This window comes from Pseudomonas sp. JDS28PS106 (assembly GCF_036706555.1).
Classification (GTDB): domain Bacteria; phylum Pseudomonadota; class Gammaproteobacteria; order Pseudomonadales; family Pseudomonadaceae; genus Aquipseudomonas.
This window is the reverse complement of record NZ_JBAJGT010000005.1, coordinates 243,413-268,825: the sequence shown is the minus strand read 5'-3', so window position 1 is coordinate 268,825 and position 25,413 is coordinate 243,413. Positions and strand designations below refer to the sequence as shown.

Annotated in this window: 23 protein-coding genes; 17 read left to right on the top strand and 6 right to left on the bottom strand. The window is 60.8% G+C overall.

Annotation, left to right across the window (positions count from 1 at the left end; all coding sequences use genetic code 11):
- The first annotated feature begins 22 nt into the window (after positions 1-22).
- Positions 23-487: a CreA family protein gene (locus tag TRP66_RS10600; RefSeq protein WP_333401606.1), complete on the top strand. Its 465-nt coding sequence runs from the start codon at positions 23-25 to the stop codon at positions 485-487.
- A gap of 65 nt (positions 488-552) precedes the next feature.
- Here the strand turns inward: TRP66_RS10600 and rpsT are convergent, their stop codons facing one another.
- Positions 553-831 carry a 30S ribosomal protein S20 gene (rpsT, locus tag TRP66_RS10595; RefSeq protein ID WP_333401605.1) on the bottom strand — a complete coding sequence of 93 codons (279 nt, stop codon included), beginning with the start codon at positions 829-831 and terminating at the stop codon, positions 553-555.
- 251 nt (positions 832-1,082) lie between these two features.
- On the opposite strand from rpsT, the gene murJ reads away from it, so the two are divergent.
- The 6 genes from murJ to ispH all read left to right on the top strand — a co-directional run bounded on the left by murJ (position 1,083) and on the right by ispH (position 8,576).
- Positions 1,083-2,621: a murein biosynthesis integral membrane protein MurJ gene (gene murJ, locus TRP66_RS10590; RefSeq protein WP_333401604.1), complete on the top strand. Its 1,539-nt coding sequence runs from the start codon at positions 1,083-1,085 to the stop codon at positions 2,619-2,621.
- Positions 2,622-2,756: 135 nt separating this feature from the next.
- Entirely contained in the window at positions 2,757-3,683 is a 927-nt protein-coding gene (gene ribF, locus TRP66_RS10585) for a bifunctional riboflavin kinase/FAD synthetase (protein ID WP_333401603.1), read from the top strand.
- Between the two features lie 75 nt (positions 3,684-3,758).
- On the top strand, positions 3,759-6,590 hold the full coding sequence (gene ileS, locus TRP66_RS10580) for an isoleucine--tRNA ligase (protein ID WP_333401602.1): 2,832 nt from the start codon (positions 3,759-3,761) through the stop codon (positions 6,588-6,590).
- Complete coding sequence (gene lspA, locus TRP66_RS10575) at positions 6,583-7,104, top strand: signal peptidase II (protein WP_333401601.1); 522 nt, start codon at positions 6,583-6,585, stop codon at positions 7,102-7,104. Before ileS ends, lspA begins: the two co-directional genes overlap by 8 nt.
- Before the next feature lie 19 nt (positions 7,105-7,123).
- A complete protein-coding gene (locus TRP66_RS10570; protein ID WP_333401758.1) occupies positions 7,124-7,573 on the top strand; it encodes an FKBP-type peptidyl-prolyl cis-trans isomerase in 450 nt (149 codons plus the stop codon).
- A 55-nt stretch (positions 7,574-7,628) separates the two neighbouring features.
- Positions 7,629-8,576, top strand: a complete 948-nt coding sequence (gene ispH, locus TRP66_RS10565) for a 4-hydroxy-3-methylbut-2-enyl diphosphate reductase (protein ID WP_333401600.1) — start codon at positions 7,629-7,631, stop codon at positions 8,574-8,576.
- A gap of 8 nt (positions 8,577-8,584) precedes the next feature.
- Here the strand turns inward: ispH and TRP66_RS10560 are convergent, their stop codons facing one another.
- Entirely contained in the window at positions 8,585-9,085 is a 501-nt protein-coding gene (locus TRP66_RS10560) for a GspH/FimT family pseudopilin (RefSeq protein WP_333401599.1), read from the bottom strand.
- A gap of 130 nt (positions 9,086-9,215) precedes the next feature.
- Between TRP66_RS10560 and TRP66_RS10555 the strand changes: the two genes are divergently transcribed.
- From TRP66_RS10555 to thiO, 7 genes are read left to right on the top strand one after another with little or no spacing between them, the layout of a single operon-like run.
- Complete coding sequence (locus tag TRP66_RS10555; RefSeq protein WP_333401598.1) at positions 9,216-9,680, top strand: GspH/FimT family pseudopilin; 465 nt, start codon at positions 9,216-9,218, stop codon at positions 9,678-9,680.
- Positions 9,677-10,186, top strand: a complete 510-nt coding sequence (gene pilV / locus TRP66_RS10550; protein ID WP_333401597.1) for a type IV pilus modification protein PilV — start codon at positions 9,677-9,679, stop codon at positions 10,184-10,186. Before TRP66_RS10555 ends, pilV begins: the two co-directional genes overlap by 4 nt.
- Positions 10,183-10,902, top strand: a complete 720-nt coding sequence (locus tag TRP66_RS10545; RefSeq protein WP_333401596.1) for a PilW family protein — start codon at positions 10,183-10,185, stop codon at positions 10,900-10,902. The genes pilV and TRP66_RS10545 overlap by 4 nt, the downstream gene beginning before the upstream one ends.
- Positions 10,903-10,909: 7 nt before the next feature.
- Positions 10,910-11,413, top strand: coding sequence for a pilus assembly PilX family protein (locus tag TRP66_RS10540; protein ID WP_442965191.1), 504 nt, complete (start codon positions 10,910-10,912; stop codon positions 11,411-11,413).
- Positions 11,400-14,579 carry a pilus assembly protein gene (locus TRP66_RS10535; RefSeq protein ID WP_333401594.1) on the top strand — a complete coding sequence of 1,060 codons (3,180 nt, stop codon included), beginning with the start codon at positions 11,400-11,402 and terminating at the stop codon, positions 14,577-14,579. Before TRP66_RS10540 ends, TRP66_RS10535 begins: the two co-directional genes overlap by 14 nt.
- 10 nt (positions 14,580-14,589) lie before the next feature.
- A complete protein-coding gene (locus tag TRP66_RS10530; RefSeq protein ID WP_333401593.1) occupies positions 14,590-14,988 on the top strand; it encodes a type IV pilin protein in 399 nt (132 codons plus the stop codon).
- Between the two features lie 27 nt (positions 14,989-15,015).
- Entirely contained in the window at positions 15,016-16,113 is a 1,098-nt protein-coding gene (gene thiO / locus TRP66_RS10525) for a glycine oxidase ThiO (RefSeq protein WP_333401592.1), read from the top strand.
- 160 nt (positions 16,114-16,273) lie between these two features.
- On the opposite strand, the gene TRP66_RS10520 is transcribed toward thiO, so the two are convergent.
- The 4 genes from TRP66_RS10520 to TRP66_RS10505 form a co-directional block, all read right to left on the bottom strand.
- Positions 16,274-17,614, bottom strand: a complete 1,341-nt coding sequence (locus tag TRP66_RS10520) for a sigma-54-dependent transcriptional regulator (RefSeq protein ID WP_333401591.1) — start codon at positions 17,612-17,614, stop codon at positions 16,274-16,276.
- Positions 17,611-19,209: a two-component system sensor histidine kinase NtrB gene (locus TRP66_RS10515; protein WP_333401590.1), complete on the bottom strand. Its 1,599-nt coding sequence runs from the start codon at positions 19,207-19,209 to the stop codon at positions 17,611-17,613. The genes TRP66_RS10520 and TRP66_RS10515 overlap by 4 nt, the downstream gene beginning before the upstream one ends.
- A complete protein-coding gene (locus TRP66_RS10510; protein ID WP_333401589.1) occupies positions 19,199-19,429 on the bottom strand; it encodes a PP0621 family protein in 231 nt (76 codons plus the stop codon). The genes TRP66_RS10515 and TRP66_RS10510 overlap by 11 nt, the downstream gene beginning before the upstream one ends.
- Before the next feature lie 145 nt (positions 19,430-19,574).
- Positions 19,575-20,597: an outer membrane protein assembly factor BamD gene (locus TRP66_RS10505; RefSeq protein WP_333401588.1), complete on the bottom strand. Its 1,023-nt coding sequence runs from the start codon at positions 20,595-20,597 to the stop codon at positions 19,575-19,577.
- A 149-nt stretch (positions 20,598-20,746) separates the two neighbouring features.
- On the opposite strand from TRP66_RS10505, the gene rluD reads away from it, so the two are divergent.
- From rluD to clpB, 3 genes are all read left to right on the top strand, one after another.
- Positions 20,747-21,709 (top strand): 23S rRNA pseudouridine(1911/1915/1917) synthase RluD, encoded by a 963-nt coding sequence (rluD, locus tag TRP66_RS10500; RefSeq protein WP_333401587.1) that lies wholly within the window; start codon positions 20,747-20,749, stop codon positions 21,707-21,709.
- The gene (gene pgeF, locus TRP66_RS10495) at positions 21,706-22,434 is read left to right on the top strand and encodes a peptidoglycan editing factor PgeF (protein WP_333401586.1); all 729 of its coding nucleotides are present in this window, start codon (positions 21,706-21,708) and stop codon (positions 22,432-22,434) included. Before rluD ends, pgeF begins: the two co-directional genes overlap by 4 nt.
- A 172-nt stretch (positions 22,435-22,606) precedes the next feature.
- Positions 22,607-25,171: an ATP-dependent chaperone ClpB gene (clpB, locus tag TRP66_RS10490; RefSeq protein WP_333401585.1), complete on the top strand. Its 2,565-nt coding sequence runs from the start codon at positions 22,607-22,609 to the stop codon at positions 25,169-25,171.
- The last annotated feature ends 242 nt before the right edge of the window (positions 25,172-25,413 follow it).

The window sequence follows — 25,413 nt, the reverse complement described above, 5'->3', positions numbered from 1 at the left end:
GCGTGCCGCGAGGAAACATCCCATGCGCTTGATCAAAGGCGTTCTGGTCGCGCTGCTGGCACTGCCGGCAGTGGTGGTCGCCGAAGAGATCGGCCAGGTCTCTACGGTGTTCAAGCTGGTCGGGCCGAACGACCGCATCGTGGTCGAGGCTTTCGACGATCCCAAGGTCGAGGGCGTGACCTGCTATCTGTCGCGCGCCAAGACCGGCGGCGTGAAAGGCGGGCTGGGCCTGGCCGAGGATCGCGCCGAAGCGTCCATTGCCTGTCGGCAGGTCGGTCCCATTCGCTTCCAGCCGCCGCTCAAGGATGGCGAAGAGGTGTTCAAGGAGCGAACATCGCTGGTGTTCAAGACCATGCAGGTGGTGCGCTTCCTCGACAAGAAGCGCAATACGCTGGTGTACCTGGTCTACAGTGACCGCATCATCGAAGGCAGTCCGCAGAATGCGGTGACAGCGATCCCTATCCTGCCATGGCCGCAGACGCCCTGAAAGTGCCGAATTGCAGGCAATAAAAAACCGACCCTGAGGTCGGTTTTTTTCATCAAGCGGTACGCTTAGGCTGCAGCAGCCTGGACCAGAGCCTTGATGTGGCCGTTCAGACGACCTTTATGGCGAGCAGCCTTGTTCTTGTGGATGATGCCCTTGTCGGCCATACGGTCGATCACAGGCACTGCCAGAACATAGGCGGCTTGCGCTTTTTCAGCGTCTTTTGCGTCGATGGCTTTGACTACATTCTTGATGTAGGTACGAACCATGGAACGCAGGCTGGCGTTGTGGCTGCGACGCTTCTCAGCCTGTTTTGCACGTTTTTTGGCGGAAGGTGTGTTGGCCACCGTCGAGCTCCTCGAAAGACTTTGTGAAATAGCAAAGAAAACAGGCCGCGAATCATGCCGATGACTTCAGGGGTTGTCAAGGGCAGTTAGGGGCTTCCGCCGAGTGGTCGCAACATTTTTCCGGGTGATTCATTTCCCGTCGGCGACCTGTAAACTCGCGGGTTTGGCTCCGTACCGTTCGCGGCGCGCGAGTATCGCATAAATGGACCGCCCGGGCGTGCATCTCCGGGCCAAGGCGCACGATTCTCCACATGAACCTACTCAAGTCACTGGCTGCCGTCAGCTCTATTACCATGCTGTCGCGGGTTCTGGGCTTCATCCGGGACACGATCATCGCCCGCACATTCGGCGCGGGCCTGGCCACCGATGCGTTTTTCATCGCGTTCAAGCTGCCCAATCTGCTGCGCCGGATCTTTGCCGAAGGCGCCTTCTCCCAGGCTTTCGTGCCCATTCTGGCCGAGTACAAGAGCCAGCAGGGCGAGGAGGCAACGCGCACTTTCGTGGCGTACGTGACCGGGCTGCTGACGCTGGCGCTGGCAATCGTGACCCTGCTGGGCGTGGTCTTCGCACCCTGGGTGATCTGGGCCACGGCGCCCGGTTTCGTCGATTCGCCGGAAAAGTTCACGCTGACCTCCGACCTGCTGCGCGTGACCTTTCCTTATATATTGCTGATTTCCCTGTCCTCGCTGGCAGGCGCGATTCTCAATACCTGGAACCGTTTTGCCGTCCCGGCGTTCGTCCCGACCCTGCTGAACGTGAGCATGATCGTGTTCGCGTTGTTCCTGACCCCGTATTTCGATCCGCCGGTCATGGCGCTGGGCTGGGCGGTGCTGGCCGGCGGGCTGGCGCAGCTGCTCTACCAGCTGCCGCACCTCAGGAAAATCGGCATGCTGGTCCTGCCGCGCCTCAATCTGCGCGACAGCGGCGTATGGCGGGTCATGCGGCAGATGTTGCCGGCCATTCTGGGGGTGTCCGTCAGTCAGATTTCGCTGATCATCAACACCATCTTCGCCTCGTTCCTGGTCGCCGGCTCCGTCTCCTGGATGTACTATGCCGATCGCCTGATGGAGCTGCCGTCGGGTGTGCTGGGCGTGGCATTGGGGACGATCCTGTTGCCGATCCTGTCCAGGACCTATGCCCAGAAAGACCGTCATGAATATTCCCGCATTCTCGACTGGGGGCTGCGCCTGTGCTTCGTGCTGGTGCTGCCATGCACGCTGGCGCTGGGTCTGCTCGCCGAGCCCTTGACCGTCTCGTTGTTCCAGTACGGCAAGTTCGATGCGACGGATGCCGAGATGACCCAGCGCGCCTTGATCGCGTATTCCGTGGGATTGCTGGGCATCATCCTGATCAAAGTGCTGGCGCCGGGTTTCTATGCGCAGCAGAACATCCGTACGCCGGTGAAGATCGCGGTCTTCACCCTGGTCGTGACACAGCTGCTCAACCTCGCGTTCATCGTGCCGTTACAGCATGCGGGGCTGGCGCTGGCGATCAGTGTCGGCGCCTGCATCAACGCCGGGCTGCTGTATTGGCAATTGCGTCGGCAGAAGCTGTTCCAGCCTCAGCCAGGCTGGACGAAATTCCTGTTCAAACTGATCGTCGCCGTGGCGGCCATGTCGGCGGTATTGCTGGGTCTCATGCAGATCATGCCGGCCTGGGACCAGGGTCTTATGCTTGAACGGTTCATGCGCCTGGGTGTTCTTGTTGTCGCGGGTGTGGTTACCTATTTCGCGATGCTGTTGTTGCTAGGCTTTCGTCTGCGGCACTTCGCCCGCAAGGCCATCATGTAGAAAGCGATACAAAGGGGTGGCTGTCGGTCTTTGCGCGCTGCGCAAACGGCGGCCGTAATCGGGCCTTGGCGTGCTGCCTGTCGCCCAGGGCCGTGTGTGGTTATAATCGGCCACTTTATGAGCAAGAAGTGCGTTATGCAGCTGGTCAGAGGCCTCCATAATCTGCGCCCCCATCATCGGGGCTGCGTCGCCACGATTGGCAACTTCGACGGTGTTCATCGCGGTCATCAGGCTATCCTGAAGCGCTTGCGCGAGCGTGCCGTCGAACTGGGCGTGCCCAGCTGCGTGGTGATCTTCGAGCCGCAGCCGCGGGAATTCTTCGCTCCCGAAACGGCGCCCGCGCGCCTGACGCCCTTGCGTGACAAGCTGGAGCTGTTGGCGGCCGAAGGCGTGGACCGGGTGCTCTGCCTGTCGTTCAACCGCAGGCTGAGCCGGCTCAGCGCGGCGGATTTCGTCGAGAAGGTATTGAACGACGGTCTGGGCATCCAGCATCTTGAGGTCGGCGACGACTTCCGTTTCGGCTGCGACCGGGTCGGCGATTTCGATTTCCTGCAGCAGGCCGGCAATGCCCAGGGATTTTCGGTCGAAGCAGCCCAGACTGTCGAAATCGAAGGCGTCCGGATCAGCAGCACCAAGGTTCGCACCGCTCTGGCGGGCGCGGACTTCGCTCTTGCCGAGCGTTTGCTTGGCCGCCCGTTCCGGATGACTGGCCGGGTACTGCACGGCCAGAAGCTGGCGCGCCAGTTGGGAACGCCCACGGCGAATGTGCAACTCAAGCGCCGTCGCGTGCCGTTGAGCGGGGTTTACCTGGTCAGCGCCGAGATCGACGGCAAGGCCTGGCCGGGCGTCGCCAACATTGGCGTGCGTCCGACCGTGGCCGGCGACGGGAGCGCCCACCTGGAGGTGCATATTCTGGATTTTGCCGGTGATCTCTATGGCCGGCGCCTGACGGTGGTTTTCCACCACAAGCTGCGCGATGAGCAGCGTTTCGCCTCGCTGGAGGCGCTCAAGACGGCGATCAATGCGGATGTTGCCGCCGCCCGTGCCCATTGGCATGGTTAACTGTTCGAGATTGTCCGCAACGCCGCATGAACGAGCGCAGACATTAAGCATGCATGCCCTAACCAAGAGCCTGAAATGACCGACTACAAATCCACGCTAAACCTTCCGGACACCGCCTTCCCGATGAAGGCCGGCCTGCCCCAGCGCGAGCCGCAAACTCTGCAGCGCTGGGACAGCATTGGCCTGTACCAGAAGCTGCGTGAAATTGGCAAGGATCGTCCGAAGTTCGTCCTGCACGACGGCCCTCCTTATGCCAACGGCACCATTCACATCGGGCATGCGGTCAACAAGATTCTCAAGGACATGATCGTCCGCTCCAAGACGCTGGCCGGCTTCGACGCGCCTTACGTTCCGGGCTGGGACTGCCATGGCCTGCCGATCGAGCACAAGGTCGAAGTGACCCACGGCAAGAACCTGGGCGCCGACAAGACTCGCGAGCTGTGCCGCGCCTATGCCGCTGAGCAGGTCGAAGGCCAGAAAGCCGAATTCATCCGCCTCGGCGTGCTGGGCGACTGGGACAATCCTTACCTGACCATGAACTTCGCCAACGAAGCCGGAGAAATCCGCGCTCTGGCGGAAATGGTCAAGGGCGGTTTCGTGTTCAAGGGCCTGAAGCCCGTTAACTGGTGTTTCGATTGCGGTTCGGCGCTGGCCGAAGCCGAGGTCGAGTATCAGGACAAGAAGTCCTCGACCATCGACGTCGCGTTCTCGATTGCCGATGAGGCGAAACTGGCCGCAGCCTTCGGTCTGCCGTCGCTGGCCAAGCCTGCCTCGATCGTGATCTGGACCACCACCCCCTGGACCATCCCGGCCAACCAGGCGCTGAACGTACACCCCGAATTCGAATATTCGCTGGTGGACGTCGGCGACAAGCTGCTGGTGCTGGCTTCTGAACTGGTCGAAAGCTGCCTGTCGCGCTACAAGCTCGAAGGCACCGTCATCGCCACCACGACCGGTAAGTTGCTCGAACTGATCAATTTCCGTCACCCGTTCTACGACCGTCTGTCGCCAGTCTATCTGGCCGAATACGTGGAGCTCGGCGCCGGAACCGGTGTCGTGCACAGCTCGCCAGCCTATGGCGTGGACGACTTCAATACCTGCAAGCAGTACGGGATGAGCAACGACGACATCCTGAGTCCGGTGCAGAGCAATGGCGTCTATGTCGAATCGCTGGAGTTCTTCGGTGGCCAGTTCATCTTCAAGGCCAACCAGAACATCATCGACAAGCTGGTGGAAGTCGGCAGCCTGATGCACACCGAAACCATCAGCCACAGCTACATGCACTGCTGGCGCCACAAGACCCCGCTGATCTACCGCGCTACCGCGCAGTGGTTCGTGGGCATGGACAAGCAGCCGACCAAGGGCGAGAGCCTGCGTCAGCGCTCCATCAAGGCCATCGAGGACACCAAATTCGTTCCGGCCTGGGGGCAGGCGCGTCTGCACTCGATGATCGCCAACCGTCCCGACTGGTGCATCTCGCGCCAGCGCAACTGGGGCGTGCCGATCCCGTTCTTCCTGCACAAGGAAAGCGGCGAGCTGCACCCGCGTACCGTCGAGCTGATGGAAGAAGTCGCGCAGCGCGTCGAGAAAGAGGGCATCGAAGCCTGGTTCAAGCTCGATGCCGCTGAGCTGCTGGGTGACGACGCCGCCAAATACGACAAGATCTCCGATACCCTGGATGTCTGGTTCGATTCCGGCACCACGCATTGGCACGTTCTGCGCGGCTCGCACCCCATGGGTCACGAGACCGGCCCGCGTGCCGACCTGTATCTGGAAGGTTCCGACCAGCATCGCGGCTGGTTCCACTCGTCGCTGCTGACCGGTTGCGCCATCGACGACCACGCGCCGTACCGCGAGCTGCTGACCCACGGCTTCACCGTCGATGAGAACGGTCGCAAGATGTCCAAGTCGCTGGGCAACGTAGTTGCTCCACAGAAGGTCAATGACACCCTGGGCGCCGACATCATGCGTCTGTGGGTTTCGGCGACCGATTACTCGGGCGAGATGGCGGTTTCCGATCAGATTCTGCAGCGCAGCGCCGATGCCTACCGCCGGATCCGCAACACTGCACGCTTCCTGCTCTCGAACCTGTCGGGCTTCAACCCGGCGACCGACCTGCTGGCGGCCGAGGACATGCTCGCGCTGGATCGCTGGGCGGTGGATCGCGCCTTGCTGCTGCAACGCGAGCTGGAAGAGCACTACAGCGAATACCGCTTCTGGAACGTGTACTCCAAGATCCACAACTTCTGCGTGCAGGAGCTGGGTGGTTTCTACCTGGATATCATCAAGGACCGTCAGTACACGACCGGTGCCGACAGCAAGGCCCGGCGTTCCTGCCAGACCGCGCTGTTCCACATCTCCGAAGCACTGGTGCGCTGGGTCGCCCCGATCCTGGCGTTTACCGCCGACGAGCTGTGGCAGTTCCTGCCGGGCGAGCGCAACGAATCGGTCATGCTCAACACTTGGTACGAAGGCCTGACCGAGCTGCCGGAAGGCTTCGAGCTGGACCGCGCCTACTGGGAGCGGGTCATGGCGGTCAAGGCTTCGGTCAACAAGGAAATGGAAAACCTGCGCGCGGCCAAGGCGATTGGCGGCAACCTGCAGGCGGAAGTGACCCTGTACGCGGAAGAGTCCCTGGCATCCGATCTGTCGAAACTGGGCAACGAGTTGCGCTTCGTGCTGATCACCTCGACCGCCAGCGTCGCACCGCTGGTGTCGGCTCCGGCCGATGCGGTAGTGACCGAAGTGGCGGGCCTGAAGCTCAAGGTCGTGAAATCCGGCCATGTGAAGTGCGCCCGTTGCTGGCACCACCGCGAAGACGTCGGCGTGAACCCGGAGCATCCGGAAATCTGCGGTCGTTGCGTGGACAACATCAGCGGCAGCGGCGAGGTTCGTCACTATGCCTAACGGGCCTGATGTGAACAGCGGCCGTTTCGGCCGCCTGGGCTGGCTCTGGTTGAGCTTGCTGGTGGTGGTCATCGACCAGGCCAGCAAGTACTACTTCGAGCACCGGCTGGAGCTGTATGAGCAGATCGTGGTGATTCCGGACTACTTCAGCTGGATGCTGGCCTACAACACTGGCGCGGCCTTCAGCTTCCTGGCCGACAGTTCGGGGTGGCAGCGCTGGCTGTTCGCCCTGATCGCCATCGTGGTCAGCGTGGTGCTGGTGGTGTGGCTCAAGCGACTCGGCCGCAATGACACCTGGCTGGCCGTTGCGCTGGCGCTGGTGCTGGGCGGCGCGCTGGGCAACCTGTACGACCGCATCGTCATCGGCCACGTGATCGATTTCATCTTCGTGCACTGGAAAGAGCATGGCTTCCCGGCGTTTAACGTCGCGGACAGCGCGATCACCGTCGGTGCGATCATGCTGGCACTGGATATGTTCAAGAGCAAGAAAACCGGAGAAACCGTCCATGACTGATCAGTCTTCGGATCCGGGCGTGGCGAACGTGCTGCGCATCGGCCAGAACACGGAAGTCACCCTGCATTTCGCGCTGCGCCTGGAAAACGGCGACACCGTGGACAGCACTTTCGACAAGGCTCCGGCCACGTTCAAGGTGGGAGACGGCAACCTGCTGCCCGGTTTCGAGGCGGCGATCTTCGGCTTCAAGGCCGGCGACCACCGTACCGTGCACATTGCGCCGGAAAACGCCTTTGGTCAGCCCAACCCGCAGAACGTGCAAATCATGCCACGCTCGCAGTTCCAGGACATGGAGCTGTCGCCGGGATTGCTGGTGATCTTCAACGACGCGGCCAATACCGAGCTGCCTGGCGTGGTGAAGACGTTCGATGACGAGCAGGTCACCATCGACTTCAACCACCCCCTGGCCGGCAAGGCCCTTGACTTCGAAGTGCAGATTCACGAAGTGAAGGCCATTCTGGCCTCCTGAACGCACCACGACCCGGCTCGGCCGGGTCGCTTCGCACGTACATATGAGGCACTGCATGCAAATCAAACTCGCCAACCCCCGCGGCTTCTGCGCCGGTGTGGACCGCGCGATCGAAATCGTCAATCGTGCGCTGGAAGTGTTTGGTCCGCCGATCTATGTGCGGCATGAGGTCGTGCACAACAAATTCGTCGTCGAAGACCTGCGCTCGCGTGGCGCGATCTTCGTCGAAGAGCTGGATCAGGTGCCGGACGACGTCATCGTGATCTTCAGTGCCCACGGCGTTTCCCAGGCCGTTCGCGCCGAGGCCGCCGGCCGTGGCCTGAAGGTGTTCGATGCGACCTGCCCGCTGGTCACCAAAGTGCATATCGAAGTCGCGCGCTACAGCCGCGACGGCCGCGAATGCATCCTCATCGGGCACGAAGGGCATCCGGAAGTCGAAGGCACCATGGGTCAGTACGACACCAGCAATGGCGGCGCGATCTATCTGGTGGAAGATGAAGAGGACGTCGCCAACCTGCAGGTTCGCAACCCTGAAAGCCTGGCGTTCGTGACTCAGACCACGTTGTCCATGGATGACACCAGCCGGGTGATTGATGCGCTGCGCAAGCGTTTCCCGGCCATCGGCGGTCCGCGCAAGGACGATATCTGCTACGCCACCCAGAATCGTCAGGATGCGGTCAAGCAATTGGCCGATGAATGCGACGTGGTGCTGGTCGTGGGCAGCCCGAACAGCTCCAACTCCAATCGCCTGCGCGAACTGGCCGAGCGCATGGCAACCCCAGCCTATCTCATCGATGGCGCCGAAGACATGCAGCGCGGCTGGTTCGACGGGGTGCAGCGCATCGGCATCACCGCCGGTGCATCGGCGCCCGAAGTGCTGGTGCGCGGCGTGATCCAGCAGTTGCATGCCTGGGGCGCGACCGGTGCCGAAGAACTGGCCGGTCGTGAAGAGAACATCACCTTCTCCATGCCCAAGGAACTGCGGGTCAAGTCGGTGTTGTAAGCGGCAGCTCACGCGCAGGGTGCGTGGGCTCGCCGTCCTTCGACGATTCGCACGCGTCCGGTGATGTTGACGATCACCCGGTAATGGCTCTCCGCCGCGCCTTTGACGCAGACGTGCAGTGTGCCATTAGCGGCTCGCCGCAGGCCGCCCAGTCCATCGAAACTCAAGTGCTCGGCAACCTTGCTGTTGCCGACGACTCGCGTTCGGGCCGAGCTCGCCTGTTCGACGAGCACAAGGTCGTCATCGTCCGGGCCGTTGCTTTTTGGGTCGATCACAATGCGCCAGCCGTTGTCCCAGCTTTTGTCGATCCCATGGATGGTGACTGTCTGATTGCGTGTAACGGCGGCGACACGCGCTGTGCGAATACCGCTGGCAAGCGCCTCGGCGGTCACCTTGCGGTGTTGAGCGTCGAGGACTTCCCTGAGCGATGGCGCGGCAAAGGTGGTCAGAATTGCCACCAGCGCCAGAACGATCAGTAGCTCGACCAGCGTGAATCCCGCATGCTTCATTCGCTTCCCTCCCTGGAAAACGCTGTGGAAATGCAGCAGGGCGTTCGTCATCGCAAAACAACCGTACGTCCCGCTATGGATTTTCCCAAGGCGTTGCTGCCTTATAGTCGTAACGTCTAGGAGACACTCAATGCGCCTCAACGCCAAGGGATTCAGCCTCGTCGAATTGTTAGTCACTGTGTCGATAGTGGCCATTCTGGCTGCGGTCGCGATTCCGAATTTCAACAGCACATTGCAGAACAACAGGGCCGAAACCGAGGTCAGCGACCTGCAGCGAGCGCTCAACTATGCGCGGCTGGAGGCGATAAACAGGGGAGTGAGCGTTCGTATCGCGCCCACCACCGGGACCGACTGGACCACGGAGTTACAGGTGACGCTGGCCTCGAGTGCGCAGACGGTGTTGCGCAAAGTTACGCCTTTGAGCAGCGGAGCGACGCTGGTTGCGGCTAATGTGGCGGCCGTGGAATTCAATAATCTCGGCGGGATGACCTCTCCAGCCTCCGCGGTGGCGATGACCTACACACGCGGATCGACGACCAAGGTCATCAATGTGTGTCTGACCGGTAGAATCATGGTAGGTAGTAGCTGTTCATGATGAAATTGACCCGACGTCGCCAGCATGGCATGACGCTGATCGAAGTGCTGGTGTCCGTTCTGATCCTCGCCATTGGCTTGCTCGGCGCGGCGGCGATCCAGCTCAACGCCTTGAAGTACACAGACAGCGCGACCCTGAGCAGTCAGGCGAGCTTCATTGCCTACGACATGATGGACCGCATCCGCGCCAACGTGGACGGCAATGCCACTGCCAATGGATCGGCCGACGTACTCACGACCTATTTGCTGCGCAGTATCTCTTCCGCGCCGACAGGAACGCAGACCAACGCCAAGGATCAGGATCTTGCCGATTTTCGGGCCAATGTCGAACGCCTGCCAGGCGGGACCGGCAGCATCAATGTCGAGACGAATCGCTTCGTCACGGTCACAGTCGGCTGGGACGACACTCGCGCCGCAGCCGCGAGTACTGTTGCATCCGGAGGAGCGCCTACAGCTTCGAATCCGCAAAAAATCGAGATCACTTCACGTATCGGTGTGACCCCATGAAGAATTTCTCCAGAGGGTTTGGCCTCGTCGAAATCATGGTGGCGCTGGTGCTCGGGTTAGTGGTCAGTCTGGGCATCATCCAGATATTCATCGCGTCCAGAGGGACTTTCGTGGCGCAGAACGCCTCGGCGCGCATGCAGGAAGATGCCCGGTTCGTCCTGAGCAAGCTGCTTCAGGAGCTGCGTCTGGCGGGAATGTATGGCTGCTTGCAGTTCGATACCGCCGTCGCGTCGGGTGCCATCAACAAGCCGGCGGCCCTTAACAATCCGATTCTCTGGGATGTCGCCAACCAGACCCTGACACTGGTAACCGCTGATGTAGGAACAGCGGGCACGTCGCCTACCTGGACTGTCATCTCGGACTGCCAGACCACTTCCCAGCTGTACTCAGGGAGCAAGGCGCCTCTCGCCGGGCAGACCGCATTTCCGTTGCGCCAACTGGTATACAGGCTCAACGGCACAGACTTGCAGATGCAGCAGTTTCCGGCCGGTGTTCCAGGACAATCCCAGACGCTACTTCAGAATGTCCGCAGCCTTGAGGTCTCGTTCGGCCTGAAGGGCCAGCCGATGACCTATACCGCGTTAAACGCTCCGATCACTAACGCGAACGGACCGGACGTGCTTAGTGTGCGGATCGAGCTTGTAATGTCCGATCCGACCGCGCGCGTCCGGGAGCAGCAATTCAACGTAGTCGCCTACCTGCGTAACCGTTTCTGATGCGAGCCTGAACATGACCACAGCACGAAGAGCTTTACCCCCCAGGTTTGCCCGACAGCAGCGGGGCATGGTGCTGCTCGTTAGCCTGGTATTCCTGCTCTTGCTGACGATGCTGGGGATTTCCTCCATGCAAAACGCAACCATGCAGGAGAAAATGGCCGGCAGTGTGACTCTGCGCAACAAGAGCTTTCAGATGGCGGAAGCCGCTTTGCGGATGGGAGAGTCCAGGATCAAGGAAAAAGATTTCAAGATGGACAAGTGCGTGGGGACCGCCCGTTGCGTTCCTCCTGCAGAAGCTCCAACCGTCAATTCCGAACGAACCGATGGCACTTCCGGTGTGATCTGGAGAGCAGGGGGTGGAGGCTACTACGGTATCCAGAACCTGGGTACGACCGCCACGCCAATCATCAGGCCCAACTGCAGCGGAACGGTCACGCTGTACCGCGTAACGGGAGTTGCCACCGAGGGCACATCGACGACCGTGCTGGAGAGCATTTATGCCAATTGCTGATGCGCTGCGCCGTGGGTTGAAGTATTTCTGCGGCGCCGTGCTGGCGCTGTATGTGGCGGCACCGGTCTATGCCTTCACGCCATCTCAGGTTCCGTTGCTCAGCGCGACGGCGGTGACGCCCAACGTCATGCTGCAAGTGGATAACTCCGGCAGTATGGACACGATCATTTTCGATGCCGGATTCGATGCGTCAGTGTCGCGCCCGACGATCTACCGTTCACAGTCCAACTGTCTGGTGATCATTTGCGTGTCCTACTCCCGGGGAAGTGCGATTTCCACGAGTCCGGGCGATTTTGTGACCCTGAGCAGCCTGAGCCGTGACGGCTGCAACAGCGGCTACGGTTTCTGGAGAAACTCGTCGTCGGTCATTTGCCTGCCACTGGCTGATCCGGCGGGCGGCCGCAGCACGCGTTATCCAGGCGCTTATCTTTCCTATCTGGTTTCGCAGGTACTTGCTGGCAACAGCGTGGCGAACATTCCTACGGAAAGCCGTCTGACATCCGCGATATCAGTCGCACTCAACCTCGTCGAAAACAACCGGTCGCTGCGCATTGGTCTGGCGACCTACAACCCTGTGAGCAATACCGACCGCGGACCGGGCGGCAATATCCGGCGAGACGTTCTGGATCTGAACGCGGTTGCTGCCAACGCTTATCAAAGTGCGGTTACCCAGACCACTGCGAATACCAACTACAACAACCTGCGCAACGCCATTTCGGCTCTGGCGGCAGAGGCGAACACACCACTGGCCGAAACCTATTATCAGGTTACGCGGTACTTTCGTGGGCTCGCGCCGTATCCGGCCTACAGCGGCTCACCCTCTACCTTTACCAGCCCCATTCAGTATCGCTGCCAGAAAAACTATGGCGTGGTACTGACCGACGGCCTACCGACCTACGACAAGACATTTCCCAGCAACGACCCGGACGATCCCAACCGCTACCTGCCGAACTGGGACCGGGTGAACAACGACGGTCCAAACGTCAACGAAGCCAACGAGGGCGATACGCTGTACCTGGACGACATCGCCAAGTTCGCCTACGACATCGACTTGCGCAAAGACTCCTCCACGCCTTCGCAGGATCTGACCAAGAAAAGCTGGGACACCGCCGGGTTCCCCAGACAGAACCTCATCACCTATACCATCGGTTTCACTCTGGATAACCAGATGTTGATCGATGCCGCCGACGAATCGCATGGACGTGGCAAGTATTTTCAAGCGAATGACAGCGCCGGTCTGACCTCTGCCCTGAATCTGGCGTTGAGCGACATCTACGCCAAGGCAGGTTCCGGCGGCGCAGGCACGGCCAACTCGGCGACTCTTCAGACCGGCACGCGTTTTTACCAAACTCTGTATGACCCGACCGATTGGCACGGTACGATTCGCGCCTATAGTCTCGATGACACGACCGGTTCCGTAGGTTCGACCGTCTGGAACACGGATAACACGATCACCTCCAGTTCGACGGCACCGACCTTCGAAACCTGGAATACCGCCACGAATGCCAAAATCGCGCTCGACTATACCGCGCTTTCCGCCGCACAGCAGACCACCTTCAACGCCACGTTGCCGACCGGTGTGACTGGCGCTCAGCTGCTTGCCTGGAGCAAAGGCACTGCCAACAGCCGACTGCGCACGCGTACCCGCCTGCTCGGCGATCTGGTCAATACCAACCTGGCGGCAGCACTGCCCACGGATAAAACCTCGACCGATTTCAGCACCGGTACTTCCTATACCGACTTTCTGGCGACCAAGGCCAGCAAAATGACTTACACCTTGCTGGCAAACGCCAACGATGGATTCTTCAACGTGATCGGTGCCGATGATGGCAAACGGCGTTACGCCTACATGCCGTCTACCGCGCTGAACTCGCAGGCGACGATCGCCGCGACCAACTACGGCTCCGGAGTCCACAAGTTCACGGCTGACGGCCAGATCAGCGTTTTCGACACTCAGACTTCCGCCGGCTCGGCCTGGCGAACCATGGCCGTCAGCGGTCTGGGCGCGGGCGGCAAAGCGTTCTTTGGCATCAAGTTGTTCGAAGGCACCAGCAACACGGTCAGCGCGATGTGGGAAGTCAGGGCACCGGACACCTCGACGCCCAACAACCCTTTCAATAACCTCGGTTACACGTATGCCAAGCCGGATGCCGCCCGCATGGCCGATGGCACCGGGATTGTCGTCGTGGGTAATGGCTACGGCAGTTTTACTGGCCGAGCGTCGCTCTTCGTACTCAACGCCAACACTGGTGCGCTCATCACCGAGATTCAGACTCCCGCCTTGGGCGAAACGGATAATGGATTGTCTTCCGTGAAGCTGCGGGTCAATGCGCAGAACGTGGTGCAGGCCGCCTATGCCGGTGATCTGAAGGGGCGCATGTGGAAGTTCGATATGAGCGGTGCCGCTGCCTCGAGCTGGAAGCTGGCCTATGGTGAAAACCCCTTGTTCACGACGCCTATGGCGTTGAACGGCGTCAGACAGCCGATCACGGTGCAGCCGCTGGTTCTGGATCACCCCACCAACGGCAAGCTCGTATTCTTTGGCACCGGCAAATTCAGTGAAACGACGGACAAGCAAGTCACGGCTCAACAGGGCTTCTATGCCGTCTGGGACTCGGATGGCGGGGCTGGCAATCTGGGTGTCGCCAATCTCCAGGCACAGTCGATTCTTGACCCTTATATCGGGAGCGACGCGACTTATTACACTTCCAGCGCCAATCCCGTGGATTACACCAACAAACGAGGGTGGTACTTGCCGCTTTCGACCGATGATCCATATATCGGTGAACGGATCATTTATCCTGCGCAAACCAGCAGAGGTCGCATCATTTTCACCACCGCCGCAGTCAACTCGACCGACCCTTGCGAGAGCACCGGGGTGGGCCGTCTGTTCGAGCTGGAAGCCAATACTGGAAGCTTGCTGACCTATCCGGTGCTGGATACCAACGGCGACGGTGCAATCAACTCAAGCGACAAGCCTGTGGCTAGCCGAGCCTTCAGCGGTGGCATTCCGTCGCTGGCGTCCATTCTTTTCGGCTCTGGCAAGTCGGAAAACAACAATGACAAGAAATACGTCATCGTCAGCAGCTCCGACATCGCAGACTTGGATGAAGCGGGTAGCACTACCAGTGTCTACCAACGCATCATGTGGCGACAAATCCAGTAGGGAAGTGATTATGCGAGCGACAGCCAAAGGTTTTACCTTGATCGAACTCATGATCGTGGTGGCGATTGTCGGTATTCTGGCCGCCATTGCGTATCCGAATTACACCGAGTACGTGAAACGCAGTCACCGGGCGGAAATCGCCGCGCTGCTGTCCGAGCAGACTCAGGCGCTGGAGCGTTGGTACAGCAGGAACGGCAAATACACGGGAATAACCGGGCTGAGCCTGGGCAACTCCTTTTATGGAATTGTTCCAACGAACCTGACCGATACCGCCTTCACCCTGACGGCCACCCCTGTTGCAACCTCGGTCATGAACGGCGACAAGTGCGGCAGCTTCGTCATCACAAACACAGGCGCGCGTAGTAATACCAGCAATACAGCGACTTCCAAGGAATGCTGGGGCCGCTAAGCCTTTTCACTTTGTCCAGAGAGCAAGATGTCCAAGCAACACGTTGTGATCGTCGGTGGTGGTGTCATTGGACTGCTGACCGCGTTCAACCTGGCAACCGAGGCGATCCGCGTTACGTTGCTCGACCGTACGGCCGTAGGCCAGGAATCCTCCTGGGCGGGGGGCGGTATCGTCTCGCCGCTCTATCCATGGCGATATAGTTCTGCGGTCACTGCCTTGGCGCACTGGTCTCAGGATTTCTACCCGCAACTGGCTGAGCGTCTGTTCACGCTGACCGACCTAGACCCGGAAGTACACAAGACAGGCCTGTACTGGCTCGATCTGGACGATGAAGCGCAAGCGCTGGCATGGGCGACCCGGAAAAAGCGTCCGCTGAGCAGCGTCGATGTGCGCGCCGTTCGTGAAGCCGTACCCGCGCTTGGCGAAGGCTACTCGCGCGCGGTGTACATGGCCGACGTCGCCAATGTGCGCAATCCGCGGCTGGTCAAATCGCTGAAAGCCGCGCTGTTGTCCATGCCGCATGTGGATATTCGTGAACACTGCGAAGTGCAGGGTTTTGTGCGTGAAGGCGAGCGCATTGTCGGCGTCGCCACAGCGAACGGAGATGTGCTCGGCGATCGAGTTGTGCTTACTGCTGGCGCCTGGAGCGGCGAGCTACTCAAGACGCTGGGCGTGATGCTGCCGGTCGAGCCGGTGAAAGGGCAGATGATTCTCTACAAGTGCGCTTCGGATTTTCTGTCGAGCATGGTGCTGGCGAAGGGGCGGTATGCGATTCCGCGTCGCGACGGGCATATTCTGATCGGCAGTACCCTGGAGCATGAAGGGTTCGACAAGACGCCAACGGCCACTGCGCTGCAAAGCCTCAAGGCCTCGGCTGTGGAGTTGTTGCCTGCGCTGGCTCAGGCCGAGCCAGTGGCACAATGGGCCGGTCTGCGGCCGGGGTCGCCTGAAGGGATTCCCTACATCGGCCCTTTGCCGGGGTTCGACGGGCTGTGGCTCAACTGCGGGCACTACCGCAACGGGCTGGTGCTGGCACCGGCTTCCTGCCAGTTGCTGACGGACCTGCTGCTGGAACGCAGTCCAGTCATTGATCCCGCCCCATACGCTCCGGCAGGGCGGCTGTAGGAGGAATCCTCCTCCAGGAAGCGTGGCCCTTCGCGGATGAATCCGCTCCTACCGGCGTGCGTCGGCCAGCCGAGGTGCCGAACTGTAGGAGCGGATTCATCCGCGATCTGGCGTAAGCGGCAGCGGATCGCCAGCAAGCTGGCTCCTACGAGCTTGTGAGTTAATCCAGGCCAAGTTTTTTCAGCCGGTAGCGCATTGATCTGAATGACAGGCTCAATCGCTGGGCTGCGGCAGTGCGGTTCCAGCGGGTTTCTTCGAGGGCCTGCAGGATCAGCTTGCGTTCGATGCTTTCGAGATAATCTTCAAGGTTGTCGATATCGGCCAGGCGTGCACCGGCGATTTCCTGGGGCGCCGGGCTTTCCGCCAGGCGCAGATCCGATGCCTGGATTTCGTCGTTGTCGCAGAGCGTCCAGGCCCGCTCCAGCATGTTTTCCAGCTCTCGCACGTTGCCGGGGAAGTGGTAGCCGGCTAGCGTCGCGAGGGCAGATGGGTGCAGTTTCGCCATCGATTGTCCAGAAACGCCAGCCAGGCGTTGCAGGATGCTGATCGCCAGTGGGGCGATATCCGCTCGCCGTTCACGCAGCGGCGGAACGCGCAGTTCGATGACGTTGAGGCGGTAATAAAGGTCTTGCCGGAAACGCCCGGCAGCCACTTCCGCGGCCAGATCCTTGTGGGTAGCGCAGAGAATCCGCACGTCCACCCGTTGCTCCTGCTGATTGCCGACACTGCGAATGGACTTTTCCTGGATGGCCCGCAGCAGTTTTACCTGCATCGCCGTGGGCAGGTCGGCCACCTCATCGAGAAACAGCGTCCCGTCGTGCGCGGCCCGGAACAGTCCTGGTTTGTCTTCGTGCGCCCCGGTAAAACTGCCCTTGCGATGGCCGAAGAATTCGCTCTCCATCAACTCCGATGGAATGGCCCCGCAATTGACCGGCACGAAAGGCTTGTCGTTGCGCGGGCCTTGCTCGTGAATCAGGCGAGCGACCAGTTCCTTGCCGCTGCCCGATTCGCCGCTGATGTAGATGGGTGCCTGGCTGCGTGCCAGCTTGCCGATCTGCTTGCGCAAAGTGCGCATCGGTGGCGAATCGCCCAGCAGGCGGCTGTCGATGCTGCGCTCGGTCTGTACCGCCGGATGCAAGCGCAGGGCGCTGTTGACCAGATCGCGCAGGCGATTGAGGTCCACAGGCTTGGTCAGGAAGTCGAACGCACCGGCTTTCAGTGCCTGGATTGCCGTATCGACGCTGCCATGGGCGGTGATCATCGCCACCGGCAGTTGCGAATGATGCTGCTGTATGTGCTGAACCAGATCCAGGCCATTGCCGTCGGGCAGGCGCATGTCGGTCAGGCACATATCGAAGGTGTCCCGGGTCAACCAGTCATGCGCTTCACTGACGTTGCGTGCGCTGCGTGTGTCGAGCTTCATGCGCCCCAGGGTGATCTCCAGGAGTTCGCGGATGTCCGGCTCATCATCGACTATCAGGATCTTTTGCCGTGGGGTCATGTCTGGCTCGTCTTCAACGGATGGGCGAAGGTAATACGCATGCAGCTGCCGCCACCCAGGCGCGGGCTGTAGACCAGATGCGCCTGATTGCTCTCGCAGAGTTCGCGGGACAGATACAGCCCCAGCCCGGTCCCTTTGGTTTCGGTGGTGAAGAAGGGCTCGAAGATCTTGCCCAGATGCTGCGATGAAACACCTGGACCATCGTCGATGACTTCCAGGACAGGCAGGTCGCTGTGCGGGTCGTGGAACAGCTTGAGCCAGACCTGGGCGACTGCGTGAAGCCTGCCGCTGTAGCGCAAACCGTTCTGCAGCAAGTTAGTGACGATCTGGGTCAGTTGCTCGGGGTCGATACGCGTGGTCAACGAGCCTTGACCGATCTCAGTATGAGTCAACTGGTGGGGCGGGGCGCTGCTGCGAATATCGGTCACGAAGCGTTCCAGCCAGCCACGAAGATCCAGTAGCTCGGGTTGGGATTCCCGGCGTCTCGAAAGCTGCAGGACGTTCTCGATCACCACGTTGATGCGCCGTGACTGGTCATGAACGATTTGCCCAAGACGTCGGTCGGCAGCGCTCAGTTCCTCTGATTCGCCGAGCAGCTGCGCGGCATGACTGATCGCGCCGAGCGGATTGCGGATTTCATGGGCGATGCCGGCAGTCAGGCGCCCCAGGGCAGCCAGCTTCAATTGCTGGGCCTGCTGGGTGATCTGCGACAGGTCTTCCAGAAACACCAGGGTCTGGCGCTGATCCCCACGATGCAGGGCCGCGAAGCTGGGTTGCAGGACCGGACCGAGCGGCGAGGTGGTGATGCTGCGCGGCCGCCTGATCGGATTGATCAGCCATTGCCTGAGACGGTCGACCAGTTGTGGCGAATATTCGTCGATGATTTCGCCGGCCAGCCGTTCGTGGCCCAGCAGCGACAGCGCGCTCTGATTGGCCAGCAGAACCTGGCGTCGGGTGTCCAGCACCAGAATGCCCGTGTGCATGCGCTGCAGGATCAATGCGTTCAGCGCTTCGAGATTGCCGACGTCTGCGGCTCGCTGTGCCGCCAGTATCTCGCTTTTGTGCATCCGGGCAGTGAGCGCCTGCACCAGCAGAGCGGCGGCGAAACACAGCGCGCCGAGCGAGCCGGCTTGCACGTAGTCGTTGGAAACCGACGGTGTGCTGAAGCTGATGTAGAACGTCAGGTAGATGATGCCGATGGCTGAAGTCGCGGCTATCAGGAGCCCGAAGCGGCCATGCAGCAACACATTGCTGATGGCGACCGAAGCGATGAGCAGATTGCCGATACCGCTGGAAGGCCCGCCCGCGGCGTAGAACAGGCCGGACAGCAGCAGCGCGTCAGTCAGGGACAGACCGAACAGCTGAGCCTTGCGGCCGGGGAGTTCCAGCAGCACCACGACAAGAATATTGAAAACAAGGTAGAGCCAGCAGCCGGCGCGAAACAGATCGGTATCGGCCATTTGCAGCAGCTCGGTGTCCAGGCTGCTGGATATCAACAGGACCAGCAGAACGCCGATGCTCAGTCGATAGAGGTGATACAGGCGCAGTATGCGCTGCGCCTGAGGACTGTCGAGTGAAAGCGTCTCAGCGGTCACGGGTCGCAGGGCCTTCCAGCCGGTGCGACTCGCTGCAATACCATAGCTGTTCCTGGCTCAATGCACGGTCGCGAGGAAGATGAACGCCACAATGGGCGCAACGCACCATCGGCGCCGCCGCGTCGTCACGCGGGGTTCGGGGCGCGGGAGGGTTGAGCAGACGCTTGACGAACCAGATGACCGCTGCGATCAGCGCGGCCCACATAATGATGCGTAACATGAGTACCAGCTTTGTGAGGAAAGTCTGAGCAGTGTAGCCAAGGCCGGGCCGCGCCGACAGAGGGAGGTGTGCTGTCCGCGGCAAGCCTGGTGACAGGCACAAAAAAAGAGGCCCGCGGGCCTCTTCTCTGTGCTGACTTCCGGTATCAGTCGAACAGACCGAACGTCATGTAGCTGAACCACGAGCGGCTTTTATCACCTTTGGCTTCGGCTTCTTCGGCGGCCTGCTCATCCAGTTCCGCCTGGTTTTCAGGCAGCAGCTCTTTCGGGATAGCGCTCTTGGCTTCCTGATACTGACGCTGCACGTCCTGGTTGGCGCGGGTTTCGCCTGGCGGCAATGGCGCCTTGTTGTCGATCAGGCCCAGCGTCGCCTTGGACAGCCAGGAACGGTTGTCCGCCTCGGCTTCGCGCGGCGTGAACTCACCATCCGCCAGCTGCGGGTGGTTCGGGTAGTTGGTCTTCAGCACTTCAAGGCTGGTCGCGGCCAGCTCGTCCAGATGCAGACGCTGGTAAGCCTCGACCATCACCGCCAAGCCATCGGCAACCGACGGAGTTTCCTGGAAGTTCTCGACGACGTAGCGGCCACGGTTGGCGGCAGCAACATAGGCCTGACGCGTCAGGTAATAGTCGGCTACGTGGATTTCGTAGGAGGCCAGCAGGTTGCGCAGGTAGATCATGCGCTGCTTGGCGTCCGGCGCGTAGCGGCTGTTGGGGAAGCGGCTGGTCAGTTGCGCGAACTCGTTGAACGAGTCACGAGCGGCGCCCGGGTCACGCTTGGTCTGGTCCAGCGGCAGGAAGCGCGCCAGCAGGCCGACGTCCTGGTCGAAGGACGTCAGGCCCTTCATATAGTAGGCGTAGTCGACGTTGGGATGCTGCGGATGCAGGCGGATGAAACGCTCGGCGGCGGATTTCGCGGCTTCGGGCTCACCATTCTTGTAGTTCGAGTAGATCAGCTCGAGCTGGGCCTGATCGGCATAGCGGCCGAACGGATAGCGCGATTCCAGCGCCTTGAGCTTCTCGGTGGCGCTGTTGTAGCTGTTGTTGCCCAGGTCGGCCTGCGCCTGCTGGTACAGCTCCACTTCGCTGAGGTTTTCGTCGATGACTTCCTTCGACGAACAGGCCGCAGTCGTTGCGAGGATGGCGATCAGCAGCAGGTGTTTCACTTGCATGGCGGCTTGCGTCCCTATAACGGCCCGCTGTCTTGGGCGTGGCCGTCCTGTTATGATGAGCGCCCCGCGAAACCTGCGGGACAAAAGACGCCGTATTTAACCACAAGCGTGCAGCCGAAACCAAAGGCTAGCCGCCACCTAGTCTGGTCATGTCCGAAAATATAGAACTCCGCGCCGAGGTGCCGTCCGAATTGGGTGGTCAGCGCCTCGATCAAGTCGCCGCACAATTATTCTCCGAGCACTCGCGCTCGCGCCTTTCCGCCTGGATCAAGGACGGCCGCCTGACCGTGGACGGCGCCGTGCTGCGTCCCCGCGACACCGTGCACGGCGGCTCTGTCCTGGAACTCGTCGCCGAGCAGGAAGCGCAGGGTGAATGGGTCGCTCAGGACATCGAACTGGATATCGTCTATGAAGACGACCAGATCCTGGTGATCAACAAGCCTGCCGGTCTGGTGGTGCACCCGGCCGCCGGTCATGCGGACGGCACGCTGCTCAATGCGCTGCTGCATCACGTGCCGGACATCATCAATGTGCCGCGCGCGGGCATCGTGCATCGTCTGGACAAGGACACCACCGGTCTGATGGTGGTCGCCAAGACGATCCAGGCCCAGACGCAGCTGGTCAGCCAATTGCAGAGCCGTACGGTCAGCCGCATCTACGAATGCATCGTGATCGGCGTGGTCACCGCCGGCGGCAAGATCGATGCGCCGATCGGTCGTCATGGTCAGCAGCGTCAACGCATGGCCGTGATGGAAGGTGGCAAGCCGGCGGTGAGCCATTACCGCGTGCTGGAGCGGTTCCGGTCGCACACCCATGTGCGTGTCAAGCTGGAGACCGGCCGTACTCACCAGATCCGGGTGCACATGGCGCACATCAATTTCCCGCTGGTAGGCGATCCGGCCTACGGCGGTCGTTTCCGCATCCCGCCTGCCGCAAGTCCGGGCATGGTCGAATCGCTCAAGACTTTCCCGCGTCAGGCGCTGCATGCGCGCTTCCTGGAGCTGGATCACCCGGTGACCGGCCAGCGCATGAGCTGGGAATCGCCGCTTCCCGACGACTTCGTCTGGCTGCTGTCGCTGCTCAAGCAGGACCGCGAGGCATTCGTCGGGTGACTGACTGGCTGATTCCGGACTGGCCCGCGCCCGCGCTTATCAAGGCGTGCGTGACCACGCGCTCCGGGGGACTCAGCCTTGCGCCGTTCGACACTTTCAATCTGGGCGATCACGTCGATGACCGGCCTGAGGCCGTCGCAAGCAATCGCCTGCTGCTGACCTCGCGATTGCAGGTTCAGCCCGCGTGGCTGCGTCAGGTCCACGGGGTGGCGGTCGCCCATGCCGATCCCGCCACCGTGATGGAAGCCGACGCCAGCTGGACCTCCACGCCCGGCGTGGCGTGCACCATCATGACGGCGGATTGTCTGCCCGCGCTGTTCTGCAACCGGGACGGAACCCGGGTCGCGGCTGCCCATGCCGGCTGGCGCGGGCTGGCGGCGGGGGTTCTGGAAGCTGCCGCCGACAGCCTGGATACCGCATCGAGCAACATTCTGGTGTGGCTGGGGCCTGCCATCGGCCAGCAATCCTTTGAAGTCGGCGCCGAGGTTCGTGACGCCTTCACCGACAGCCATCCCGAAACCGCGCAGGCCTTCCTGCCCAGTGTCAACGCCGGTCGTTTCATGGCCAACATCTATATGCTGGCGCGCCTGCGTCTGGCTGCCCACGGGATTACAGCGGTGTACGGCGGTGGCTTCGACACTTATACCGATCCGCGTTTCTTTTCCTACCGCCGCAGCGCCCGCACCGGTCGCTTCGCCTCGCTGATCTGGATCGATCACGCCTGATCTCCTGTCATTCTCCCCGGCCAAGCTAGTCTTGCCTTGGGAGAAAGCCTGACCTGCATCAATCGAACCGAGCTTGAAAGCCGCAGAATCGACCGCATCTAACTGGCAATCCCGCAGGTTTTCGTTACAGGTGTGTTCATTGCTCCGGCCTGCATTGAAAGGAAGGTGACTAATGCGTATCGACAGATTGACCAGCAAGTTGCAATTGGCGTTATCCGATTCACAATCCCTGGCCGTGGGTCTTGACCATCCGGCTATCGAGCCTGCGCACTTGATGCAGGCGTTGCTTGAGCAGCAAGGCGGCTCCATCAAGCCACTGCTGATGCAGGTGGGCTTCGATATCAACAGCCTGCGCAAAGAACTCAGCAAAGAACTCGACCAACTGCCCAAAATCCAGAACCCGACCGGCGACGTCAACATGTCGCAGGATTTGGCGCGCCTGCTCAATCAGGCTGACCGCCTGGCGCAGCAGAAGGGTGATCAGTTCATCTCCAGCGAGCTGGTGCTGCTCGCGGCGATGGACGAAAACAGCAAACTCGGAAAGTTGTTGCTTGGTCAGGGCGTCAGCAAGAAAGCCCTGGAAAACGCCATCAACAACCTGCGCGGCGGCGATGCGGTCAACGACCCCAATGCCGAGGAGTCGCGTCAGGCTCTGGACAAATACACCGTCGACCTGACCAAGCGTGCCGAAGAAGGCAAGCTCGATCCGGTGATCGGTCGCGACGACGAAATCCGCCGCACCATTCAGGTCCTGCAACGCCGGACCAAGAACAACCCGGTGTTGATCGGTGAGCCTGGCGTCGGCAAGACCGCCATCGCCGAAGGTCTGGCGCAGCGCATCATCAATGGCGAAGTGCCGGACGGCCTGCGCGGCAAGCGCCTGCTGTCGCTGGACATGGGCGCGCTGATCGCGGGCGCCAAGTACCGCGGTGAGTTCGAAGAGCGCCTCAAGTCGCTGCTCAACGAACTGGGCAAGCAGGAAGGTCAGATCATCCTGTTCATCGACGAACTGCACACCATGGTCGGCGCCGGGAAGGGCGAAGGCTCGATGGACGCGGGCAACATGCTCAAGCCGGCGCTTGCGCGTGGCGAGCTGCATTGCGTGGGTGCGACCACCCTCAACGAGTACCGGCAATATATAGAGAAGGATGCGGCGCTGGAGCGGCGCTTCCAGAAAGTGCTGGTGGACGAGCCGAGCGAAGAGGACACCATCGCAATCCTGCGTGGCCTCAAGGAACGCTACGAAGTCCACCACAAGGTAGCGATTACCGACGGCGCGATCATCGCTGCGGCCAAACTGAGCCATCGCTACATCACCGATCGCCAGCTTCCGGACAAGGCCATCGACCTGATCGACGAAGCGGCCAGCCGGATTCGCATGGAAATCGATTCCAAGCCTGAAGTGCTGGATCGTCTGGAGCGGCGCCTGATTCAGCTCAAGGTCGAGTCCCAGGCTCTGAAGAAAGAGAAAGACGAAGCGGCGATCAAGCGTCTGGAGAAACTCCAGGGCGAAATCGAACGCCTGGAGCTGGAATACGCCGACCTCGAAGAAGTCTGGACGTCCGAGAAGGCTGAGGTGACCGGCTCGGCGCAGATCCAGCAGAAGATCGAGCAGTCTCGTCAGGAGCTGGAAGCCGCGCGCCGGCGTGGCGATCTGAATCGCATGGCCGAGTTGCAATACGGAATCATCCCGGACCTGGAACGCAGCCTGCAGATGGTCGACCAGCACGGCAAGCCCGAGAATCAGTTGCTGCGCAACAAGGTGACGGAAGAGGAGATCGCCGAGGTCGTCTCGAAGTGGACCGGGATTCCGGTCTCCAAGATGCTGGAAGGCGAGCGCGAGAAGCTCCTGAAGATGGAAAGCCTGCTGCATCAGCGCGTGATCGGCCAGGACGAAGCTGTGGTGGCGGTTGCCAACGCGGTGCGTCGTTCCAGGGCCGGGCTGTCGGACCCCAACCGTCCAAGCGGCTCATTCATGTTCCTCGGCCCGACCGGCGTCGGCAAGACCGAACTATGCAAGGCGCTGGCCGAGTTCCTGTTCGACACCGAAGAGGCAATGGTGCGCATCGACATGTCCGAGTTCATGGAGAAACATTCCGTGGCTCGTCTGATCGGGGCACCGCCCGGCTATGTGGGTTATGAAGAAGGCGGCTATCTGACCGAAGCCGTGCGTCGCAAGCCTTACTCGGTCATCCTGCTGGATGAGGTCGAGAAGGCGCATACCGATGTCTTCAATATCCTGCTGCAGGTACTGGAAGACGGACGTCTGACCGACAGTCACGGACGCACGGTGGATTTCCGCAATACCGTGATCGTGATGACCTCCAACCTGGGCTCCGCGCAGATCCAGGAACTGGTAGGCGATCGCGAGGCGCAGCGTGCGGCAGTGATGGATGCGGTCGGCAGTCATTTCCGGCCCGAGTTCATCAACCGGATCGACGAGGTGGTGATTTTCGAGCCGCTGGCTCGCGATCAGATCGCCGGCATCACCGAGATTCAGCTCGGCCGTCTGCGTAGCCGTCTCGCCGAGCGGGACCTTACGCTGACCTTGAGCCCGGAGGCCCTGGACAAGCTGATTGCTGTCGGTTACGACCCGGTGTATGGCGCACGGCCGTTGAAGCGTGCGATCCAGCGCTGGATCGAAAACCCGCTGGCGCAGCTGATCCTGTCCGGCAGCTTCGTTCCCGGCACGAGCATCACAGGCTCTGTGGCAGGCGACGAGATCGCGTTCACCTGATCCGTTCTGCGGCCAGACCGGAAGGGCTCCCTGATGGGAGCCCTTTTTCGTGGCGCGAGCGAAGCGGAATATCGATCACGAAAGCCAATCTGAAAAAAAATCGCAAATCATTGTCTTCAAAGCAATTTAGAGGGTTGACAGGGTGTTTTGATCTTGTAGAATAGCGCGCCTCAGAGACGTGAACGCAACGATACAAACGAAGCGCAAAGGTCGATGAGTCTGGAACGGACTGGTTAACAGCA

Excerpts from the sequence above, each read along its gene's own strand:
- TRP66_RS10600 (WP_333401606.1), top strand. The coding sequence starts at position 23 with ATGCGCTTGATCAAAGGCGTTCTGGTCGCGCTGCTGGCACTGCCGGCA.
- murJ (WP_333401604.1), top strand. The coding sequence starts at position 1,083 with ATGAACCTACTCAAGTCACTGGCTGCCGTCAGCTCTATTACCATGCTG.
- ribF (WP_333401603.1), top strand. The coding sequence starts at position 2,757 with ATGCAGCTGGTCAGAGGCCTCCATAATCTGCGCCCCCATCATCGGGGC.
- ileS (WP_333401602.1), top strand. The coding sequence starts at position 3,759 with ATGACCGACTACAAATCCACGCTAAACCTTCCGGACACCGCCTTCCCG.
- lspA (WP_333401601.1), top strand. The coding sequence starts at position 6,583 with ATGCCTAACGGGCCTGATGTGAACAGCGGCCGTTTCGGCCGCCTGGGC.
- ispH (WP_333401600.1), top strand. The coding sequence starts at position 7,629 with ATGCAAATCAAACTCGCCAACCCCCGCGGCTTCTGCGCCGGTGTGGAC.
- TRP66_RS10560 (WP_333401599.1), bottom strand. The coding sequence starts at position 9,085 with ATGAAGCATGCGGGATTCACGCTGGTCGAGCTACTGATCGTTCTGGCG.
- TRP66_RS10555 (WP_333401598.1), top strand. The coding sequence starts at position 9,216 with ATGCGCCTCAACGCCAAGGGATTCAGCCTCGTCGAATTGTTAGTCACT.
- pilV (WP_333401597.1), top strand. The coding sequence starts at position 9,677 with ATGATGAAATTGACCCGACGTCGCCAGCATGGCATGACGCTGATCGAA.
- TRP66_RS10545 (WP_333401596.1), top strand. The coding sequence starts at position 10,183 with ATGAAGAATTTCTCCAGAGGGTTTGGCCTCGTCGAAATCATGGTGGCG.
- TRP66_RS10535 (WP_333401594.1), top strand. The coding sequence starts at position 11,400 with ATGCCAATTGCTGATGCGCTGCGCCGTGGGTTGAAGTATTTCTGCGGC.
- TRP66_RS10530 (WP_333401593.1), top strand. The coding sequence starts at position 14,590 with ATGCGAGCGACAGCCAAAGGTTTTACCTTGATCGAACTCATGATCGTG.
- thiO (WP_333401592.1), top strand. The coding sequence starts at position 15,016 with ATGTCCAAGCAACACGTTGTGATCGTCGGTGGTGGTGTCATTGGACTG.
- TRP66_RS10520 (WP_333401591.1), bottom strand. The coding sequence starts at position 17,614 with ATGACCCCACGGCAAAAGATCCTGATAGTCGATGATGAGCCGGACATC.
- TRP66_RS10510 (WP_333401589.1), bottom strand. The coding sequence starts at position 19,429 with ATGTTACGCATCATTATGTGGGCCGCGCTGATCGCAGCGGTCATCTGG.
- TRP66_RS10505 (WP_333401588.1), bottom strand. The coding sequence starts at position 20,597 with ATGCAAGTGAAACACCTGCTGCTGATCGCCATCCTCGCAACGACTGCG.
- rluD (WP_333401587.1), top strand. The coding sequence starts at position 20,747 with ATGTCCGAAAATATAGAACTCCGCGCCGAGGTGCCGTCCGAATTGGGT.
- clpB (WP_333401585.1), top strand. The coding sequence starts at position 22,607 with ATGCGTATCGACAGATTGACCAGCAAGTTGCAATTGGCGTTATCCGAT.